The organism is Sporosarcina sp. FA15 (assembly GCF_051550195.1).
In the GTDB taxonomy this organism is placed as follows: Bacteria; Bacillota; Bacilli; order Bacillales_A; family Planococcaceae; genus Sporosarcina; species Sporosarcina psychrophila.
Genome location: NZ_CP188818.1, coordinates 2,582,633 through 2,604,362, shown reverse-complemented (window position 1 = coordinate 2,604,362; position 21,730 = coordinate 2,582,633). Strand labels below are relative to the sequence as shown.

The 21,730-nt window shown below is 40.9% G+C and carries 17 protein-coding genes; 15 read left to right on the top strand and 2 right to left on the bottom strand.

Features of this window, described 5'->3' with window-relative positions:
* Window positions 1–6 precede the first annotated feature (6 nt).
* The 5 genes from ACP8HG_RS12435 to ACP8HG_RS12415 are packed head-to-tail and all read left to right on the top strand — an operon-like array spanning window position 7 to window position 5,875.
* Window positions 7–2,868 carry a M14 family metallopeptidase gene (locus ACP8HG_RS12435; protein ID WP_438296503.1) on the top strand — a complete coding sequence of 954 codons (2,862 nt, stop codon included), beginning with the start codon at window positions 7–9 and terminating at the stop codon, window positions 2,866–2,868.
* Window positions 2,869–2,885: 17 nt separating this feature from the next.
* A complete protein-coding gene (locus ACP8HG_RS12430; protein ID WP_438296501.1) occupies window positions 2,886–3,500 on the top strand; it encodes a pyroglutamyl-peptidase I in 615 nt (204 codons plus the stop codon).
* A complete protein-coding gene (gene pxpB, locus ACP8HG_RS12425; protein ID WP_354312202.1) occupies window positions 3,490–4,239 on the top strand; it encodes a 5-oxoprolinase subunit PxpB in 750 nt (249 codons plus the stop codon). Before ACP8HG_RS12430 ends, pxpB begins: the two co-directional genes overlap by 11 nt.
* Window positions 4,236–5,003 (top strand): LamB/YcsF family protein, encoded by a 768-nt coding sequence (locus tag ACP8HG_RS12420; protein ID WP_438298653.1) that lies wholly within the window; start codon window positions 4,236–4,238, stop codon window positions 5,001–5,003. Before pxpB ends, ACP8HG_RS12420 begins: the two co-directional genes overlap by 4 nt.
* The gene (locus ACP8HG_RS12415; protein ID WP_187045649.1) at window positions 5,000–5,875 is read left to right on the top strand and encodes a biotin-dependent carboxyltransferase family protein; all 876 of its coding nucleotides are present in this window, start codon (window positions 5,000–5,002) and stop codon (window positions 5,873–5,875) included. The genes ACP8HG_RS12420 and ACP8HG_RS12415 overlap by 4 nt, the downstream gene beginning before the upstream one ends.
* A 57-nt stretch (window positions 5,876–5,932) precedes the next feature.
* On the opposite strand, the gene ACP8HG_RS12410 is transcribed toward ACP8HG_RS12415, so the two are convergent.
* Window positions 5,933–6,505, bottom strand: coding sequence for a hypothetical protein (locus ACP8HG_RS12410; RefSeq protein ID WP_438296499.1), 573 nt, complete (start codon window positions 6,503–6,505; stop codon window positions 5,933–5,935).
* 272 nt (window positions 6,506–6,777) lie between these two features.
* Between ACP8HG_RS12410 and ACP8HG_RS12405 the strand changes: the two genes are divergently transcribed.
* Complete coding sequence (locus tag ACP8HG_RS12405) at window positions 6,778–8,277, top strand: class I adenylate-forming enzyme family protein (protein ID WP_438296497.1); 1,500 nt, start codon at window positions 6,778–6,780, stop codon at window positions 8,275–8,277.
* 20 nt (window positions 8,278–8,297) lie between these two features.
* Here the strand turns inward: ACP8HG_RS12405 and ACP8HG_RS12400 are convergent, their stop codons facing one another.
* Window positions 8,298–9,176 carry a glycerophosphodiester phosphodiesterase family protein gene (locus ACP8HG_RS12400; RefSeq protein WP_187045646.1) on the bottom strand — a complete coding sequence of 293 codons (879 nt, stop codon included), beginning with the start codon at window positions 9,174–9,176 and terminating at the stop codon, window positions 8,298–8,300.
* 166 nt (window positions 9,177–9,342) lie between these two features.
* Here ACP8HG_RS12400 and ACP8HG_RS12395 point away from each other — a divergent pair, with 166 nt between their 5' ends.
* The 9 genes from ACP8HG_RS12395 to ACP8HG_RS12355 all read left to right on the top strand — a co-directional run bounded on the left by ACP8HG_RS12395 (window position 9,343) and on the right by ACP8HG_RS12355 (window position 21,628).
* Window positions 9,343–10,476: an ABC transporter ATP-binding protein gene (locus ACP8HG_RS12395; RefSeq protein WP_187045645.1), complete on the top strand. Its 1,134-nt coding sequence runs from the start codon at window positions 9,343–9,345 to the stop codon at window positions 10,474–10,476.
* Window positions 10,473–11,375 (top strand): carbohydrate ABC transporter permease, encoded by a 903-nt coding sequence (locus ACP8HG_RS12390; protein WP_067212202.1) that lies wholly within the window; start codon window positions 10,473–10,475, stop codon window positions 11,373–11,375. Before ACP8HG_RS12395 ends, ACP8HG_RS12390 begins: the two co-directional genes overlap by 4 nt.
* Window positions 11,372–12,190, top strand: coding sequence for a carbohydrate ABC transporter permease (locus ACP8HG_RS12385; protein ID WP_067212201.1), 819 nt, complete (start codon window positions 11,372–11,374; stop codon window positions 12,188–12,190). The genes ACP8HG_RS12390 and ACP8HG_RS12385 overlap by 4 nt, the downstream gene beginning before the upstream one ends.
* A 34-nt stretch (window positions 12,191–12,224) precedes the next feature.
* Complete coding sequence (locus ACP8HG_RS12380; protein ID WP_370569909.1) at window positions 12,225–13,601, top strand: ABC transporter substrate-binding protein; 1,377 nt, start codon at window positions 12,225–12,227, stop codon at window positions 13,599–13,601.
* A 198-nt stretch (window positions 13,602–13,799) separates the two neighbouring features.
* Entirely contained in the window at window positions 13,800–16,169 is a 2,370-nt protein-coding gene (locus ACP8HG_RS12375) for a bifunctional 2',3'-cyclic-nucleotide 2'-phosphodiesterase/3'-nucleotidase (protein WP_438296493.1), read from the top strand.
* 471 nt (window positions 16,170–16,640) lie between these two features.
* Window positions 16,641–18,329, top strand: a complete 1,689-nt coding sequence (locus ACP8HG_RS12370) for a methyl-accepting chemotaxis protein (protein WP_438296491.1) — start codon at window positions 16,641–16,643, stop codon at window positions 18,327–18,329.
* Between the two features lie 704 nt (window positions 18,330–19,033).
* Window positions 19,034–19,324 carry a hypothetical protein gene (locus ACP8HG_RS12365; RefSeq protein WP_187045642.1) on the top strand — a complete coding sequence of 97 codons (291 nt, stop codon included), beginning with the start codon at window positions 19,034–19,036 and terminating at the stop codon, window positions 19,322–19,324.
* 401 nt (window positions 19,325–19,725) lie between these two features.
* Window positions 19,726–19,887 (top strand): hypothetical protein, encoded by a 162-nt coding sequence (locus ACP8HG_RS12360; RefSeq protein WP_399628742.1) that lies wholly within the window; start codon window positions 19,726–19,728, stop codon window positions 19,885–19,887.
* A 646-nt stretch (window positions 19,888–20,533) separates the two neighbouring features.
* On the top strand, window positions 20,534–21,628 hold the full coding sequence (locus ACP8HG_RS12355) for a CapA family protein (RefSeq protein WP_067212189.1): 1,095 nt from the start codon (window positions 20,534–20,536) through the stop codon (window positions 21,626–21,628).
* Window positions 21,629–21,730: the final 102 nt, after the last annotated feature.

The following is a 21,730-nucleotide window of genomic DNA, read 5'->3' as shown; positions in this document are numbered from 1 at the left end:
GAGCAAATGAGTCAGATTTCCGCACTATGGTCACTAGAGGGCATGCTTGTTGATAAAAATAGAGACGGCGTCGTGGATGGTATATCTTTGTTCATTGATTTACCCGAAGGCTTATTGCCAGAAGGACTTATCGATTTTTGCGCAAGAGCGGGGTTTGAAACAACAGCGCTGTCATTTACGTTTTTTGAAGAAGTTGGACAGAAAGTGACGATGTCATTTGAGCATTCAGAAGAAACGACAACGGCTACATTTTTGGATGGAAAACTGGTCTTAACCTTTAAAAATGAACAGGAACTGTCGTCATTGTTACGAGAGTTAGCATTTGGTGAGTTTGATTTAACGGATAAAAAGAACGAACATTTTTATACTGATGTTGAAAGCATAAGTGACATCTGGAGTTTCTCAGGTTTTGGTCAACATACAGAAGCCTCACCAACTAGGACACTTAGCTTACAAATCACAGTAGAAGAGCAGATGATGACAACATTATTGTTGAAAGAATTGTGTCATTTTGCGGCAAGAACTGCTTTACATAGCACTGAAATCCAACACGCTTTAACTGGACAGGATGGGGCACATATCCAGTTTACAGTTGCATCCGGAGAGCAATCAGTATTGACGTTGGAAGAAAAGAATCGAATTCGATTGGCGGGTACGAAAACAGATGTACCGAATGCCCTTCGCACATTGGCAGAAAGCAACCATTGGAGTGAGGGCGGTGCATTTGGTCACTGGGAGCAACACGTTATTGATGACAAGCCACAGTCCCCATTATTAATAGAAGAAAGTTGGTCGGATGAAGGGGAAATTGAACGTGTGATACGTGCAATGCGATCTTTAACAAACTTAGAGCATGCGGATGTTGAAGTGTATCTATCTGAGCCGTGTGAAATCCGTGAACAGCTGGCTGCACAATTGAAGTCGGATTATCCTGCAATGAACTCAATCCGAGTTAGATCGTCATTTAAAACGGGGTTTCATTGGATACAGGAAGAACTGATTTCGGAACTAACTGAGGACATCCGAGAACTGGTCATTGAAGTACAAAAAGAAGAGCGTGCACAAGCTTTGGAGTTACCAATACGTTGGATTCAAGAAATCTATCCGATTGATAGATACATCGAAGAAATAACGGCTATCCGTGCTGATGATGTTACATTTACCTTAAATAGCGAATTAGAAGGTACTTACGCCGTGTACGGTATGTTACAGAATAACGTAAAAAAACTACTTGGCAAGCTGCAAGTACCTGTATCGAAAATGAACTATGTTGATGGTGAACATGTTGTTTATCCATCAACAAGTGCGGTCCGTATCATTCGTCATGGTGAGGTAATTGAAGAACAAATCATCGAAACAGATCGGGCACAGTTTTACCGCTATTATACGGAAGAAATTTTACCGAAACTTCGAAAATCTGTTGAACTCTACAATGAAGGACAGGGCCATATACGTCCGTTATTTGATCGGATTGAACTTGACGTCTGGATGAGTGAAGAAGAACAGAAACTTCCAGTTGATGAAGAACGCATTTCATCACTTGAAGCATTACATGAGGATTTGTATTTTAATACGCTCGACTATTTTGCGCAAATGGGTATTGAAGTAGAAGGTAAACCGTTTAATGCACCCGGTGGCGTCCATCCCTATATGCATGTACGCATAGGGGAGAAACCGGAAGCGAGGATTCGTATCTATCAATGGGATGATAAACATACCGTAGATGTAACCACTTCCAGTGTCACATTTACTGCTGATGGTGCCTTTGACCAAGCGTCAATGAATGTGGATAACAAAGTGATTTGCAAGCGAATTGAACGATTTAATTTCCCGACTAAACATATTCACGAAGAGGTAAATATGTGGTTAAAAGAACAAAAAAGTTACAAGGTAGTTTATCCGGCTCATTCTTATAATGGACATGCCATTCCAGTCATCGAGTGTTATGAGCCGACAGGTGAAGTATTTGAATCCACATTGAAAATGACATTAATGAAAAAGACAATATTTATAGAAGCAGGCCATCATGCGAATGAAATTTCGAGTATACCTGCCATCTTGGAATTAGTAGACAATTTGGATCTTCAATTTAAAGATCTTTATAAGGAAATGAATGTTGTTGTAATACCATTGGCTAACCCGGATGGTTATGAACTGGTTAAAGAGTTAATGTATGAACACCCCGAATGGAAGCACCACGCAGCAAGGTATAATGCAGTCGGTTTAGAGTTTGCGCATATTCGTTTTCAAAAAACAATGTTTGGTGAAGCGAATGTTTACCCCGAAATTATGCGGAAATGGGCACCGGACATTATCGTTGATGATCACGGAATACCAGCACATGAATGGGTTCAACCTTTTGCAGGTTACAATAGTCCACCTAGATTTCCAGTATCCTATTTTCTCCCGAGCGCTAAGATTTACGGCATTGGCCGCACTTCTCCGGAGGTAAACCATTTACTGCACCAAAGGAATTTGGATAAAATCGTTAGCAATGTAAGTGGATTTATAAAAGATACCAAAATCGCAGTGGAGAATGACTATTGGCAACAACGTTTTATTAAATATGGAAATCAGTGGCTTCCTGAGATCTTCCCAATTGAAGAAACGGAAGGAATCCATTTCTATACAGAAACAACTGTGACACCAACGTATAAATCTGTTGGGATTATGCGTTATCCTGAATGGGTTGCGGCAGATATTATTTCAGAAGCAGCCGATGAAATCGTCAATGGAGAAGCGCTTTTGGACTGTATCAATGCGCATAAAGTTTTTGATTTGGCGATTATCGATACCTTATTCCAAGCGCAGGTGCAGATAGAAAGGACAGGTCTCAAAATGAGTCGTCAACGTCCTATCCAATTATAAGAAAGCAGGTCATCATGATGAAAACACTTTTACTTACAGGGTTTGAGCCCTTTTTAAAATTCACTGTTAATCCGACGATGAAAATCGTAGAAGAACTGCATGGCGAAGTGATCGGCAACTACAAAATTCACAGTGAAGTATTGACGGTAGACTTCCAATCATCCGGCGAGCAACTTCTTACGCATATTGAAGCGCTAAAACCAGATGCAGTGATTTCACTGGGGCTTGCGGGAGGCCGTTTTAAAATGACGCCTGAACGGATTGCGATTAATGTGAAAGACGGCGAGCCTGATAATAATGGTAATACGCCTGTTGATGAACAGATTCAAGCGCAAGGTGAAGCGGGATATATGTCAACACTGCCAGTTCGCGCAATGGTGAATCGACTACTAGAAGAAGGGCTGCCGGCTGAAGTTTCAAATACTGCAGGCACATATCTATGCAACAACGTCATGTATGAAGGACTGCATTATGCAGCAACACAACGCCCAACGTTGAAATCGGGTTTTCTTCATATACCTGCTTCACATGAATTGGCGATTGAACATGGCAAAATTCCAAGCTGGTCACATGAAGATTTGAAAAAAGGCGTCGCCGTATGCATCGAAGTGCTATCTACTGATGAATCCTAACAAGCAAATTATCCCCCGTGCAATGGTGATGAACGAACAAACAATACGTTTCGACTTTGGCCCGGAGACGAGCCGAGAAATCTATCACACAATCCAGCAATTTTGTCAGGTTGTTGAAAGTGACAGGAATCATTTACTTGAAGAGGTCGTACCGAGTAATAAAACGGTAACTGTTTTTTTTCGCAAAGAACTTGTGAACCCTAGTGTAATCATTGAACAATTACTGAAAAAGTGGGTGAACAGAACTGACAGTATATTGAGTGTAAACACGCGTACCATTGAAATACCAGTCTGTTATGACACCATGTTTAGTGAAGATATACCGCGGATTTGCAACCATACAGGGCTGACACGTGAAGAGGTAATCGCCATACATACAGGCACAAGTTATAAGGTGTATATGATTGGTTTTTTACCAGGATTTCCGTACCTCGGGGAATTGCCGGAGGTACTCCATGTCCCGCGTTTGAAAAAGCCACGATTAAGCGTACCTAAAGGGACCGTAGGAATTGGAGGCACGCAGACAGGTATTTACCCAATAGAGTCTCCTGGAGGTTGGAATATAATTGGGCGGACACCACTCGATCTATACTGTTTGAAACGCATTGAACCGTTTTTAATACGTGCCGGTGATCAATTGAAATTTCGTTCTATATCTCTTGAAACCTTTAATGAGATGAAAGAAGAGTTAGCGCGTGAACCTGAAATGATAATGCAGTTTGTAAAGGAGGGATTATAATGCGAATTGATCTAAATGCAGATGTCGGTGAAAGTTTTGGTCAATTTAAGGTTGGGGAAGATGAAGCCCTTTTCAGCTCGATAACATCTGCCAATGTTGCGTGCGGATTTCATGCCGGTGACTTTAATGTTATGCAGAAAACGGTAGAACAAGCGGCTAGACAAAAGGTTTCAATTGGCGCACATCCCGGATATCCTGATTTACAGGGATTTGGAAGAAGAGAGCTGATGATGTCCCCCCGTGAAATTTACAATGCAGTCGTCTATCAAATCGGTGCACTCAAACAATTTTGCGACATACAAGGTGTTACGTTGAACCATGTGAAGCCGCATGGTGCCCTTTATAATACTGCTTCGATTAACCGGACTGTTGCTGATGCAATTGCAGAAGCCGTTTATGATGCTGTACCGAATGCGTATTTATATGGGCTTTGTAATAGTGAGTTATTGCAGGCTGGGAATAAAATCGGCCTAAAAACGGCGGGTGAAGCATTTGCAGATCGCAGGTATACGACAGAAGGTACATTGTGCTCCAGGTTATTGCCGGAAGCTGTCCTCCATACATATGAAGAAATTGAAAAACAAGTGATGGATATTGTGTTAAACAAGCAGGTGCAAACAATAACTGGAGAAATGATTTCATTACAAGCAGATACAATTTGTTTCCATGGCGATGGACAGGGTGTGGCGTCCCATGCCCGTCAAATTCGTCGAGCGTTGGCGTCTATTAATGTTCGTGTTAGTGCACTAGGAGACGCGATATGATTCCGTTATTTCGGGTCGTCAAATCTGGCGTCTATGCTACGATACAGGACCAAGGTAGATTCGGTTTCCGGCGTTTCGGTATGCCAGTTGCTGGACCAATGGATAGAGAGGCATTCCAGTTAGGCCAAGATATTATTGGGAATGATGAAGGCACAAATGCGCTAGAACTTTTCTTAGGCGGCTTAATGATAGAGGTATTAACCGATCATAAAATTGTCATTGCAGGAGCAGATTTAGGTGCAATGATTGACGGAGAAACGCCAGCACCACTTTGGAAAACGTTTCAGATTTGGAAAGGGCAAACGATTTCATTTACTAAACCGATTAGCGGTGCGATTGCGTACATCATTCCGGATGGTGGGTATGCTGTTAAGGAGATTTTGGGTAGCAGTTCCAGTTATCCGAGGGGGTTAATTGGTGAGACCGTCAAAAAAGAGACTCTCCTTTATGCGAATTCATTAAAACAAAAGCGCTTGAACCGTGGTTTACTTGTTGATAAAATCCCGAATTATACTGAAGACATTACGATTGAATTGTTCAAAAGTCCGCATATGGACCTATTTGAAAAATCGAGTGTGAATACATTTCTAAACTCCAGCTATACGTATCGCGGGGGAGATCGAATGGGGTATTATTTCAACGGGCCCCCACTTGAGTTTATTGAGAGTGGAGACATTGTCAGCGAAGCGACTCAGTTTGGGACTGTGCAGGTCCCGACGAATGGTCAGCCAATTATTCTAATGGCAGATGCTCAAACGACGGGAGGATATGCGACAATCGGTACGGTTGCGAAAGCTGATTTGCCGAAAGTGGCCCAATTGAAAAACGGTGGTACCATTCGGTTTGTGTATCGAATGCATGATTTAGTGTAAATAAATAACCCTATAAAAAATCCTGTAAGAAGTGAAATAACTTCTTACAGGATTTTTTCAATTCATGTCTTGTTCTAAGCTTTTTGACCGAAATTGACGAATCAACACAAGTAACATGATTTCGACAATAAAGGACACAATCGCTAGTACGAGTATGATTGGCAACAAAGCCACTTCGGGTAAGATAAATATAAAAAGTGGAATAATTTGCGAGCTGACTGTCAGAATGATATAGAAACGCAACAAATGGTCCGTTTTCTTCTCAAGTGGTTGGAATGAGACTTCTTGTGTGATTTCTAGTAGCCCGCGCATAAGGTGATAGACGAATCCCAAGTGGATAAGCGTGATGACTGTAAACATGCCCATTAGCAAAAAAGTAGTTGTCGTCAGTTGCGGCTGTCCCACAAAAGTTACTTCGAATTGGTAGATTAACGGAACAGACACTACTGCGAGTAGTAATACATAAAGTTTAGCTTTCGAAAAGTGGTTCGAATAGGAGACTAATCCTGCTAAACCTAGGTAGATGAATAGATAACCAAGGAAATCAGGAAAGATATCGAAATGATTAATATGAAAATCTAGAAAAACGAGGAGTGTCCCCCAAAATATTTTATTTAGCGCAGATGCCACTCTTATCGCCCCTTTCTGTTTCTATTTATATTGAGCATAGATTACAGGTGAAAACAAAGCGAAGACATCCCCAAGCACCGAAGCGGACTTTAAGGGAATCTTTATCTCAGCTCATGTAGTCGTATTCATAATGAAATCAGGCTATTACTATCCTATAATACATTTTCAACATACTAAAGGATTTGTACTTACTACCAATTATCTTGCATTAAGGTGTTTTACTATTTATAATTATCTAATAATTATCAAGGGACATTAAAGGGGGCTTGGCGATGTTTATTGCAGAGAAACTGAAGATTATTTCCGAGGCATATCCAGAAAGAGTTATTACATCATTTAATGGAAAAGAACTTTCTTACGGGGAATTCTATCGTAAAGCTGAGAATCTAGCAGGGCATTTTCAAGATTTAGGTTATGTGAAAGATGACATTTTAGCATTTTGTCTCATGAATTCGGATTCCTTTTTAATAGGCTACTATGCATGCCAAATAGGCGGATTTACAGCGCTACCCATCAATACAAAGTTAACTGCACCGGAAATGAACTACATTTTAGCGCATTCAGAAGCGAAAGGACTCATTTATGATGAGCGGCTGGCATCTGTGTTTGATTTACTCGAAGGGAAATTACCCGCGTTACAACATAAAATGGTTACCAATCGTGAATTCGAAGCGATTATCGACGGTGAACGCCGTCATGCCGAACGACGAGAAGCATTAGATGCTGATACAGCGGTCGTCTTTTACACATCGGGAACAACCGGTCGGTCAAAAGGCGTTATGCTAACCAATAGAAACGTTGCTGCAATCGCTGAAATATGGAGTGAATCGATGGAAATGGATCAGGATGATCGTATGCATATTGTGGCTCCGCTTTTCCATTGTGCGGCAAGTCATGTATTTAGCATACCCGTCATTTACCAAGGTGGAATGGTCATCATTGAGGAAGCGTTTTCTCCAGAAGCAACAATTCGTACGATGGAGCAACAACGCGCGACGATATTCTTTGGCGTGCCGGCAATGTACAGTATTCTTCTGAATACGCCGTTGCTGGAAAAAGCGGATCTATCCAATTTGCGACTGCTCTGCTATGGAGCAGCGCCGATGCCTTATGAACTTGTGAAAAAAGTGAAAGCATTGTTCCCAGACGTCAACGTACAAAACTTGTATGGGCAGACGGAAAATTCACCGGGTGCGACGACGTTAAAAGATCAACATGCATTGTCAAAAATCGGTTCTGTAGGCGAACCATTGCCACAAACCGAAGTACAGGTAATGGATGAGTTTGGTAAACCGCTTCCGACGGGTCAGGTGGGTGAGATCGCTGTGAAAGGCCCTCAAGTGATGAAAGGCTATTTGAAAAATGAAGAAGAAACTGCACGAACGATAAAAGATGGCTGGATGTACAGTGGTGATCTCGGTCGTTTTGATGAAGACGGACTGCTTTATATTGTGGATCGTAAAAAGGATATGATCATCCGCGGGGGAGAAAACGTATATCCGGTAGAAGTGGAAGAAGTGTTATATGCCATTCCAGAGGTACTCGAGGCAGCAGTCGTTGGTATTCCTCATGAAATATACGGAGAGGTTGCGAAAGCCTACATCGTATTAAAAGAAGGGAATAAGCTTACTGAACAAGCAGTTATCGATTTTTGTAAAAGCCAGCTGGCATCCTTTAAAATACCAGCTGCTATCGAATTTCTCGATACACTCCCGCGGAATGCCAGCGGAAAAGTCTTGAAAACAATACTTAGAGACCCAGTCAACATATAATATGAAAAGCAGTTTGGACCCTAGTCGGCATCCAAACTGCTTTCTTCATTTTTTACACGAACGGCGATATCAGGTTTATCTGTGAACACACCATCTGCTCCAAGTTTTAAAAGTTTACGGATTGTTTTTTCGTCGTTGACGGTGAAAGGATGGACGTCCAATCCTTCTTTATGCATCGCGTCTATAAATTTCTTTGTCACTGAATCCACGTTCAAACCTACACCTGATGCATACTTTAGTAGCTGCCGTACTTTCTTTTTTGAAAGATGTGCTTCCTTGTCGAATGAATATAATTTGATAAGCGGAATAGATGGTTCCATGTCGAATATGTTCTTCAAACTATTTTCACTAAATGATTGAATGACTACTTTTGGTATACCATCATCACTTGAGAGAAGATTATTAGCTCGAAGTTGCCTTAGGAGTTCTTTTTCGATACCTGGATACTTATTGGGCGATTTCATTTCAATATAGTAATTGACCGAGTCACCGAAATGGAGAAAGATATCCTCTAATTCAACAATGCGCAATTGCTTATAAATAGGTGAAGCATACCGAGGGTTCGTTTCATTAAATTCCTCACCCGGCAAATAGAGTTGAAGTTCATTAAATGTCACATCAGCAACAGCTTGTTCAGTATCCTGAAACATTAAATAGGAGTCATGTAAGGCAACGAGTTTTCCGTCCTTTGTCATGTGTAAATCAAGTTCGATATAGTCTGAACCCATTTGCACAGCTAACTCATAGGCGGCTAACGTGTGAGGTGGTGCATATGCGGATGCACCGCGATGGGCGATGACAAGGAATTCATCATCGGGTAAAGACGCACGTTCAACAGTGGGCTTCGTAGAACCAGATGACAGTAAAAGCAATAGAAGCACCACCATTACTCTTTTCATCGCAATCACTCCTTATTTGAATGGCAAATGTAAATGTTTGTAAAGATTCAGTTAATAATGAAGGGAATAGCGCCTTTTTATCGAAAGGTATACCAGAGAGCTGAACTTATCGCCTTTTAAATTATTGAAAAATAATTGGTTTTTTTGATGGAAAGGGATTGAATTTATGAAAAAAGTGGAGCTTATTAATTTGTCAAAGTCATACGATAAACAAGTGGATGTTATCTCCAATATAAACGTAACCATTGAGCCTGGCGAGTTTTTTGTCCTTGTTGGTCCTTCCGGTTGTGGGAAAAGCACGATGCTCCGGATGATTGCGGGTCTTGAGAATATTACGAGTGGCACGCTTAAAATCGGTGATCAGGTTGCCAACCACTTATCACCCGATAAGCGTGACCTTTCAATGGTATTCCAAAACTATGCGCTTTATCCACATTTGACAGTTCAACAAAATATTACGTTTGGGCTCGATGTGAAAAAAGTGAAGAAAGCTGTACAGCGAGAACGGGCAACTGAAGTGGCGAAGATGTTGGGGCTCACCGATTACTTAAAAAGGAAGCCACGCGAACTATCAGGTGGTCAGCGGCAGCGAGTTGCGCTTGCCCGGGCAATTGTGAGTGAATCGCCGATTTGCCTGATGGATGAACCGTTATCTAATTTGGATGCGAAGTTGCGGGCTCATATGCGTACGGAAATCAGACGGATCCAGCGGAAACTAGGTATTACAATGATTTATGTGACGCATGACCAAGTTGAGGCAATGACGATGGGGGACCGTATTATGATCCTTCATGAAGGGAAGATCCAACAAGTCGGAAAACCGATTGATATTTACAACAATCCGGCCAATCCATTTGTCGCCACGTTCATCGGTTCACCACCAATGAATTTAGCATATTCCGATGTCGATAAAAAAGCTTCAGCAATCGTCATTGGAGATATACTGCGTTTGCCCGTACCGTCTGAGGAAGTTATTGGTATCCCTGAGTATCAACTTGTTGCGGGCATCCGACCGGAACATTTACGACCAGCCTTAAAAGATACGCCAGAAAAGGATAAGCTGTATGTTGTCGTAACGAACGTTGAGATTTTGGGCAATGAAACCGTATTTTCATTTAAATTGGGTACCAATGAATGGATGGCCAAATGGAGTGGACAATGGCATATCGACATTGGAGATTCAATTCCAATCCTTATTGACTACGGCGCATTCTGTCTCTTTGAAGCTAGAACTGGTGATTTAATCAAAAAGCCGACGGACCTTGGAAACTTCGTATTCGGCAAAGAGGTGCTTGTATGACTTCGCTTGAAAAGCCGGGAATCTGGAAAAAGACGACGAATGGCAGAACAGCGCTTCTTTATTTACTGCCATCGATAGTCCTTTTTTCAGTGTTTGTCTTTTATCCGATGTTTAGAACAATTTACTTAAGTTTTTTCTTAACAGACCAAAATGGAAACGCCGCGATATGGGTAGGTTTTGAAAACTATACGTATTTACTAGAGTCCACTGCATTTCTCAATAGTATGAAAGCAACCGGGTTGTTTGTCTTATACACAGTACCTATTGGCATCATCTTAGCGTTATTTTTTGCCTTGTTAGCGAATGAAAAACTGAAAGGGATAGGATTCTTTCGAACAGTATATTCGTCAACAATGGGAATTTCTGTTGCAGCGTCATCCGTGATTTGGTTATTCATGTTTAATCCTAGTATGGGGATGTTCAATCGGATGTTGAGCATGCTGAATTTGCCACAAATACAGTGGCTGCTTGATCCGGAGTGGGCACTTCTATCCGTCTCCATTTCGACGATTTGGATGAACATCGGCTTTTCGTTTCTCATATTACTCGGAGGGCTACAAAATATTGATGAACATCTCTATGAAAGTTCCAGGATTGATGGGGCAGGATACTTTTACCGATTGCGTCGAATTACACTTCCGATGTTGTCGCCAACACTATTTTTCATCATTACCATATCACTTATTAATGCGTTCCAATCGTTTGGACAGATTGATATTTTGACGCAAGGCGGTCCGTCGGCATCGACGAATCTAATTGTTTACTCCATTTACCGCGAAGCCTTTATCAATTACCAGTTTGGAACGGCGAGTGCACAGGCAGTCACATTGTTTATCATTATTCTGATTGTGACTATTCTTCAATTTAAACTAGGGGAAAGGAGGGTTCATTACCAATGACAACAAGCCTTCCTAAAAAGATTTGGATCTATTTCCTGCTAATTACTACGTCTTTTCTTGTATTCTTTCCAGTTATGTATGCGTTTTTGATTTCATTTATGACAGGACCCGAACTATTGCAGGGAAAGTTTCTACCACAGTCATTTAGTTTGGATAACTATATTAAAGTGTTTGATAGGTTGCCATTGTTGAATTACTTATTGAACAGTTTCATCGTTTCCGTAAGCGTGATGCTTGGGCAACTGGCGGTGTGTAGTCTTGCTGCTTATGCCTTCGTTTTCATCCAGTTCAAAGGGCGCGATTTCATCTTTTTCCTGTTCATATCGACAATGATGATCCCATGGGAAGCAACAATGATTCCAAATAAATTCACAATCCAAAAACTCGATTGGCTCAATACGTATCAAGGGCTGACGTTACCCTTTTTTGCACTGGCATTTGGGACATTCCTGCTACGGCAACATTTCAAGACAATTCCGAAAGAGTTGCACGAAGCCTCTCAAATTGCTGGTTTAAGTAAATTCGCCTTTTTCCGACGTGTGATTTTGCCTGTCTCAAAAACGAGTCTTGTCACGCTTGGTGCATATGGCTTTTTAACGACTTGGAATATGTATTTATGGCCGTTACTTATCACGACAAATACATCTGTGCGAACCGTTCAAATCGGTTTAAAGCAATTACAATCCCAAGAAACGGGAACTGAATGGGGGGTGGTTATGGCAGGTGTTATCGTAGTAATTATTCCGACATTATTATTGTTATTTATCGGGCAGAAGCAATTGCAGAAAGGTTTATCTCAAGGTGCTTTAAAATAATGATTACTATTATGACAAAGGGGTGCTCAGTAGGATGAAAATGTTGAAATTATCGTTCGTTTGGCTTCTTATTTTGAGTTTGGCCGTTCTCGCAGCGTGTACGAACAGTGATAGTAGTACAAAAGATGATGAGACCGAAACGTCCAAACCTGCTACTAGCGAAGGAACAGAAACGGAAGAAAGCGATGAAAAAGTGTCCATTGAATTTTGGCATGCAATGTCCGGTACAGGACAGGAGTCACTCGATTCAATCGTCAAAGGTTTTAATGACTCACAAGATAAGTATGAAGTGGTAGCCGAATTCCAAGGTACCTATGAAGAATCGCTGACAAAGTTACGTGGTGTCGGTGGGACAAAAGATGCTCCAGCTATTACGCAAGTATTCGAAGTCGGTACAAAATACATGATCGACAGCGGATATATTGAGCCAATGCAGAAGTTCATCGACAAAGATAATTATGATTTATCTCAGCTTGAAGAGAATATTTTAAATTACTATAAAGTTGACGGTGAGCTCTATTCGATGCCATTCAACTCATCGACGCCGGTAATGGTCTATAACAAAGATGCGTTCAAGGAAGCTGGACTTGACCCTGAAAAAGCACCCGAAACGTTTTCAGAAGTAATTGATGCGGCAGCAAAACTGAAAAAGGGTGAGATGTATGGATTCTCCATGTTGACGTATGGTTGGTTCTTTGAACAGCTTGTTGCAACGCAAGGCGGATTATATGTCGATGAAGACAATGGTCGTTCAGGTGACGCAACGGAAGCGCTCTTTAACGGGCCAGAAGGACTTAATGTCTTTAGCTTCTTGGATACTATGAACAAAGCTGGTACATTCGGTAACTTCGGAACGAACTGGGATGATATTCGCGCAGCATTCGCATCCGGAAAAGTTGCTATGTACATGGATTCATCAGCAGGAGTAGCAGGAGCCATTACCAATGCGCCATTTGACGTAGGTGTTGCCTATATTCCGCATGCGGATGAAGTGAAGCGAAACGGTGTTGTTATTGGCGGTGCTTCACTTTGGATGTCCAAAGGCATCGCTGAAAAAGACCAGGAAGCGGCATGGGAGTTCATGAAATACTTAACAACGCCAGAAGTGCAGGCACAATGGCATTTGGATACAGGCTATTTCGCCATTAACCCAAAAGCCTATGATGAAGAGAACGTAAAAGAGAAGTGGGCGGAATTCCCGCAGTACAAAGTAACGGTAGATCAGTTGCAAGACACGGTGCCGGGCCTCGCGACACAAGGAGCGCTCATTTCAGTCTTCCCGGAATCACGCCAGCAGATTGTCACTGCATTGGAAGATCTTTATCAAGGAAAGGACCCACAAGAAGTACTTGATAAAGCAGCTGAAGGAACAAACCGAGCAATGGAGATTGCCAATAAAACGAAGAAATAGAACTATAGATAATAAGCCCCTATTTGAACAAAATAAAATAGGGGCTTATTTCGTATTATTCTAAAAAATGAGTGTAATCAGTGCGAAATATTTCGGATTCCGTGATATGCTAGAAAGTGAGTTGGCTAGCTTACTAGAACAACTTTGTCATTCCGTGTATTCGCACGGAAATGAATACAAAATAAGGGAGATGGACGAATGTCTTTATTAAAAAAGACGGGGTTGTGGATTGTTATTTTGGCACTCACATTCAGTGGGTTATTGTTTACACCTCAAGCGAATGCAGCTACGAAAACGCAAGATGTGACCCGGGGTGAATATATCACAGCAATCGTTAAAGCACTTGAATTTGAATTAAGTGACGGCGAGACGCTCGAATTTACAGATGTAGATGCACAATTGGCACCTTACGTGGAAGCCGCACAGAAAATGGGCATCATCAAAGGAACTACTTCAACAACTTTCAAGCCGAGTCAAAAGCTGACACGTGAGCACGCATTTCTGATTGCGTCCCGGGCCATCAAGTCAGAAGAAGTTTTTTCTACTGATTTGCTTGATAAATTCAAAGACAAAAGTTCATTTAAGACAAACGAATTTGTGGAGCTTTCAAGAAGTGTCGGACTCGGGTTGTTACAAGGGTTTGAAGACGGCACGGCAAAACCTCAGAAGCTCGTAACAAAAGTACAAGTTACTAAAATTATTGATCGATTGTTACGTGCATATAATGTGGAACCGCCAACGAATTCAGTTTCACTGCGCATTTTAGGAACATCTGATTTGCATACGAACTTTGTTAACTATGATTATTATCAGGACAAAGTATCGAATGAAGTAGGACTTGCGAAAACAGCGGTCTTAATTGAAGAAGCGCGTGCAGAAAAGCCAAACAATCTCCTGTTTGATAACGGAGATTTAATCCAAGGAACGCCACTTGGTGGTTATAAAGTAACCGTAGACAAGCTTGAAAAAGGTGAACTTCATCCGGCACTGGCTGCCCTCGAGTCACTTAATTATGATGCAAGTACATTAGGCAATCATGAGTTCAACTATGGTTTGGATTATTTGGATTCGGTATTGGAGGAAGCGCCATTCCCGGTATTGAACGCCAATGTCTATGATGCAAAAACGAAGAATAATCGCTACACACCTTATGCTATTTTCGATAAAGAAGTTGTCGATGGGATAGGCGAAACGCATACGTTGAAAGTTGGCGTTATCGGTGTTGTTGCACCGGGAATCGTTCGTTGGGACCGTGCACTGCTTGACGGTAAAGTGACTGTAGAAGATGCAGCGAATACAGTTGAGAAATTCATCCCCGAGATGAAGGGGCAAGGCGCTGATATTATCGTGGTCTTGTCACACTCAGGAATGGGAGATGAAATCCATACTGTTGATGAAGATGATGTAACGTATCAAATTTCACAACTAGATGGTGTAGATGCAATTTTGACAGGTCATAACCATGCAGTATTCCCAGGTGATTTTGGGGATCTTAAAAATATTGATATGGAACAGGGAACAGTGAACGGAACACCTGTCGTGATGCCAGGTAAATTTGGTAGTCACTTGGGCGTAATTGATCTTGAACTAAAAAAATCAGGCGATCAATGGGCTGTTATCAAAGGCAAAGGTGCAGTGCGGGAAATTGATAAAAAATCAGATAAAGTTGTTCAAAAAGTAATCGATGCAGTAAAAGAAGCACATGAGGGAACAATCGAGTATGTGCGCAGTCCAGTAGGTAAAACTACGGCACCAATTAATAGTTACTTTGCTCTTGTGAAAGACGATCCTTCAATTCAAATTGTGACAAATGCACAAAAATGGTTCGTTGAAGATAAGATTAAGGGCACTGAATACGAGAAACTGCCTGTCCTATCATCGGGCGCCCCATTTAAAGCAGGTGGTCGTAATGGAGCAAACTATTACACTGAAATTCCAACAGGTGAAATTGCCATTAAAAACGTGGCAGACCTTTACGTATTCGACAATACAGTGTTCGCGCTTGTTATGACAGGCGCAGATGTTAAAGAATGGCTTGAAATGTCGGCAGGCCAATTTAACCAAATCGACCCGTCATCTAAAGAACAACAAAACTTAATTAACGAAGAGTTCCGTACGTATAACTTCGATGTTATCGATGGAGTCACATATGATTTTGACGTCACTCAACCTGCTAAATATGATTACGATGGAAAAACGATTAATGACTCAGCTAATCGAGTTGTCAATTTGCAGTATGATGGAAAACCGATTGATTCAAAACAAAAATTCCTCGTAGTGACGAATAACTATCGTGCAAGCGGAGATTTCCCAGGTGTACGCAATGCTACAGATTCAATCGATTACGCTTATGAAAATCGTCAGGCAATCATGGACTACATGATTGAAGTAGGTACAATTGACCCGTCTGCAGACAGCAACTGGGCATTCGCACCATTGAATGAAAGTATCAATGTTACATTTGAAACGTCTGGAAAAGCGAAAGAAATCATCCCACAAGGAAGCGGTATTGAATATCTGTCTCCAACTGAAGAAGGTTTCGCGAAATATTCATTGAAACAGAAATAATGTACTGAATGAAAACGTACAAAGGGGGAAAATTCCTTTGTACGTTTTTTATTGCCTAGGAAATTATCAAATTTCGTACTGGTGATAAGTTGTAACGTCGAGATTTACATCTGGTTCCCCAACCCGCAACCCCTGTATCCACGCGAATTCATGAATTTAGAACCCTTAAGGCCCCCAGAACTTTTCGGGTCTAGAAAGTCGCTCGCGCTTTTGTTAATTAACGAATGGTTGGCTGAGACGGATGCTGGGAAAACAATATAATTGCGAACGAAGACAACATATTTCACAAAGTAAACTACGTTCTGTAGCTAGTATATATGTATAATTCACTGTAACAAGTAGTGGTGTTAAATTAATCTGAAAAGATAGTAGGTCTATTATTCTAATTATTCCGAATTAGTATATAAGTAATGCTATTATCCGTCAATAGTTATATAATTTGAATAGGCTAAAAGATCGTGGGGGGAAATGATGAAATTTACTGTAGCGAAAAAATTATGGATGGGTTTTGCAACGATATTGACATTACTTGTAATTGTGGGGGGCCTGAGTTTATGGTCAACAATTCGGATTGGCTCAGATTATACTTTTTTATTGGATGATCGTGTAAAAAAAGTAGAATTGGTAGATGAATTCATCTTGAAACACAATCAAATCCAAGATGATGTGCGAGGGTTTATGCTTTTCAAAGACGATAAGCATTTGGAATCGCGGACGGAAAATGTTAACCGTTTCAACGAATTGTATCAAGAATTAACCGTCTTATTTAAGACTGGAAAACATAAAGCCTTACTGGAAGATCTTGAGGTAGCACGTACGAAATATTTAAACCTGCAAGATGAGATTGTACTGAATGTCCAAGAAGGAAAAGATCGTAAAGCGACGGAACTTGGACGAGCTTCGGCAAATGTGGGCGCTCTTGTTCTGGAAAATGCAAAAATCATCAAAGCGGATCAATTTGAGGAGCAAAAGAAAACTCGTGCTGAGTTGGAAAGCTTCATGATGGCTACAATTATCTTTGTAATTGGAATTATTATTTTTGCAACGCTTCTAGGTATTGTCATTTCAACATTCATCAGCCGGGGTATCGCGCGTCCTGTCCGTGTAGTAACGGATGGGTTGAATGAAATTGCATCAGGAAACTTAACAATTGATTTACTAAAAGTTAAAAACAAAGATGAAATTGGGGATATGGCGGCTGCATTCAACAAAATGGGGACAGATGTAGCAAATATGGTACGTAAAATCAATCTTTCTGCTACACAGTTAGCGGTTCAGTCAGAAGAATTGTCCGCAAGCTCAGAAGAAAGTTTAGCATCTTCTGAAATGGTTGCTAAAACTGCTGAGAATCAGTTAATGGGCAGTGAAAAGCAACAGAGAATTATTGAACAATCTAGTTCTTCCATGGAAGAACTATCATTAGGGGTTGCAGAAATTGCGAGTAATAATGAAGAGATGTTGCAATCAACGGAAACTGTATCAAAACTTGTTACTACGGGTTCAAGTGTAGTCGGGGAAGTATCAGTTCAAATGACAACAATTCATACGACAATCCAGGAATCTTCCGTAATCATGGAGGAAATGGCGCAGCATTCAAATGAAATACAGAAAATTACGACTCTCATCACCTCTATTGCTGAGCAGACGAACTTGCTTGCACTTAATGCGGCAATCGAAGCCGCGCGTGCAGGAGAATACGGCAAAGGCTTTGCAGTTGTAGCAGAGGAAGTCCGAAAACTGGCAGAACAATCGAAGACCTCTGCTACAGAAATCGGCACAATGGTAAGCATGATCCAAAACGCGTCCAAACGGGCAGTCACTTCCATTAACGCTGGCAGTGAGCGCGTAGATATCGGTATCGCTGCAACGGAACAGTCGCGTCTGGTCTTTGAAGAAATTCAAAACGCAGTCGGCGATGTTGCAACAAAAGTCGAGACAGTATCTGCTGCAATTGAAGAAATCCAGGCGATGGCAGAAGAAGTGAGCTATGGTGCTGGTGAAATCGCCCAGCTGAGTGGCGAGGCAGCTGCGTCTGCGGGGGATACAAGCGCAGCAACAGAAGAACAGTTGGCGGTCAATGAAGAGATTTCATCTAGCGCGCAAGCACTGGCAAAACTTGCCGAAGATCTCCAAATGGAAATGAAGCATTTTAGGGTGTGAATAACAACAAAGAGGCAAAGCGAACAACAAGTCTTCGAACATGTTGTTCGCTTTTTTTATATATCTTAGTTTCAAGTATCTTTTAACGGAGACTTTTTATTTAGAATAGTTTCAAATGAAGATGCGAAAGTCACGGTTATTTAATTATGTTTAAAAAACTAGTGCAATTAGAATGGTTTTTAATTGAAAAATAAATATAATTCACTAAAAATAAGTGATTCATTTAAACAATAGTTGAGAAAGTCTAAATGCCTATGGTCTATTTAATCATTTTCTTCGGCGACATAATAAAATATTTTTGACAATTTAATAGTGAAATGATAATTATAGAGTAGTTGGTTGGCTAAATATGGATAAAAAGGAAACTTGATTTACATAGGTAGGTTTTTGGGAGGTTAGACAAATTGTGAGGACGTTATTGTTTATAATAATAGACTGATTTATTTTTGTACTTGCTGGTTGCAGCGAGAAAGAAGCACAGTCTGAAAAGAATGAGAACAAGCTTCAATAGAAAAGGTCAATACATAACTGTTCCAAACAAATCAGTCAGTGCAATTCTTCCGTTCAAATTGGCTCACCGAAGGTAGTAACGAATACTTGTCCCTGAGAAATTCCAATGGCTTTGTTAGTAGGGGGAGATGGGAAGATGATCTTTCTACAAATAATGGCATGGTTTTATTAACTGAAAAAAGGAGAAATTAAATATGGAGTTTTCAACGGCAAAATGGACTGCAGGTATATTAGGTTTAATAAGCGTGATTACAATAGCGATATATTTCGTATTACAAGAGAAGGAGATTACAATTCCTGTGTTTTCTGCAAGTTTCATGACGATTGTTACTATCACGCTCCTTCCAGCAGTATTCTTGCTTGGCGCTATGATGATGGCTGAAGCGAAAAAAGAAGATAAGATATCGGGTAAGAGCCTTCAGCGGGCATTGGTTCTTATTGTAGGCTTACTTATTTTTAGGTTGCTGACCGGATACTTTTCATGAACTACATCCAGGAATAACTAGCTATTTCCCGTTCTTTTTGATGCGAATATAATGTCGTGGATGACTTCGGTAATTAGTGAGTTGTTTAGTTTTAGTTGATCTGAGAGGGTGTGAACAAATTTGGAGCATAGGTGCATTACTTGCGGTTTTCATAACATTACTCTTTTCAAATTTTTTAATACTATAAGAGGTGCTTCTCTTTACCTTAGTAAAGTGGAGCTACGTCAATATTCTAGTCACAAAAAAGTTAAGTCCGCTTAAGAATGGTATCCATTTATTGGCATGCCGAAAAAGTGTATAGGTAGGGAAAACTGGAAATCAAAATGCCTTTTCACTATTTCAGCTTGAAAGAAGGGCTTTTAGGGTATTAATAATACTATCGATAAAAAGGAGTGTTTTTAATGTCTGAAAAAAAGCAGCAAGATTTGAAAAAAGAAAATGACACTGGATTTACGGGAATGCCAGAAGGGAAGCCGTATCCAGACTTCGAACCAAAAACGAGTGAAAAACAGCAAGTTGAACAATTTAAGGATAGTGCAGAAAATGGTAAGAAAGATAAGTAATATAATTAATGAGACACTCCCCCAAAGTGTCTCATTTTTCTTTACCATAGTCTTTTAATTTCTACGAAACGCTATTCAGCGCTAACTTCCGGTCTATAATGAGTTAGATATATATGTTGAATTAAAGAATCCCATTGAATTTGCTGTGGTGCACCATAATGGGAGAGGTGTAATTCGGAGTGTGGATTGAAGAACGCTTGGCGCTTTGGGGATGCCTTTCGCCATAAGCCTGGATTAGCGCTTCGCATCCAGTCTTACGGCTTCGGCGACCCCTTTGCCGCGCCTGCGCTAGGTTGTTCATTATCGAGAGAAATGTAATTTCGAGATGTATATGCTGAGATTATAAGGTGATTACTTTTTGATACTACTTATTTTCAAGAAAGACGTGCTCCAACTTGCAGATTTCATCACAGATAATGAAAAGCTCTTTCACACATAGACCATCCAGCGCAGGCGCGTCTTCGTGGTATCGCGGGAGGCATCCACAAAGCGTCGAAGCGGTATTAGTGGGAATCCTAATTGATTCCAATTACAAGGGCTTTTTCAGTGGCCTCCCAAAATCCCTTGTAAAGCGTATACGCCGTATTCATTTGTTCAACATAGATAGTAGTGAAAATCTAAAATTAGCAAGACAGGGGATAGTTTAGTGAAAAGGAAAGTATTTGTGCTAATGATTATAATGTTTATTCTAAGCGGGTTTAGCCTACGTGATTATATGGGGGAGAAGTCCACTGAGATTACCGTACCTGCCGATTTTGCAGAACGTAGTATACCGGTCACGCTAGATATAAAGATTGATATGAAGACGGTAACCATTGGTATGATTGGCGATATTCTTCTTCATAATCCGCTCTATACTTACAATAATTATGATTTTGCATTTGCGGCCGTGAAAGACCGACTGACAGGTATTGATTTCTTGCTGGCTAACCAGGAGTCAATGCCTGGTGGTGTGGAGCTAGGACTATCTGGTTATCCGAGCTTTAACAGTCCAAAACATATTATCCGAGATTTGAAAAAGACCGGCGTTGACATGGTATCGATCGCGAATAATCATACAATTGACTTGAAAGAAGCAGGTCTGCGGAAAGCAATCAGCAATATTAAAGAGTATGGCATGCCCTATGTTGGCGCATATACATCTAGTGAAGACAAGGAGAAAGATCGAATTGTGGAAGTTGATGGCGTTCGGATTGGCGTTCTAAGCTATACGCACAACACGAATGGCAACCCAATTCCGCAAGGGAAAGAATATTTAGTCTCCGTCACTGAGCAGCAACAGATGCGCGAGGAAATTGTCCAACTTAGAAGCCTGGTGGACGTGTTGGTTGTTTCCATGCATTGGGGGACAGAATATCAATTAACAATATCGGAAGCGCAAGAGGAGTTTGCGGGGCTCATTGCTGATGCTGGTGCGGATATAATTTTCGGCCATCATCCACATGTGTTGCAAAAATACGATGAGGTAGAGAAAACGAAAGTGTTTTATTCACTTGGTAATTTTTATTCAGCGCAGCAGTTTGACTCGACGAATGTAGGTGGTATCGCAAGAGTTTCTGTGGATCATACGAAGTTCGCAGGGAAGCAATACATAGGAATAGGGGAGGCTGAATTTTTCCCTACTGCCGTGATAAGAGATAGCAACAGAAAGTACATTGTTGTTCCATTAAAAGATGCGGAATTGGATGGAATGTATAACGAGGGATGGGTCGAATCACAAGTAGGTCTTCCATCATTTTAATGAAAAGAAAAAGCGTTCTTGCACACTATGAGAAGTGTACAAGAACGCTTTTAGGCCAATAATTAAAAGACAGTATAATTTTTTGAACCTCGAGCAGTACCT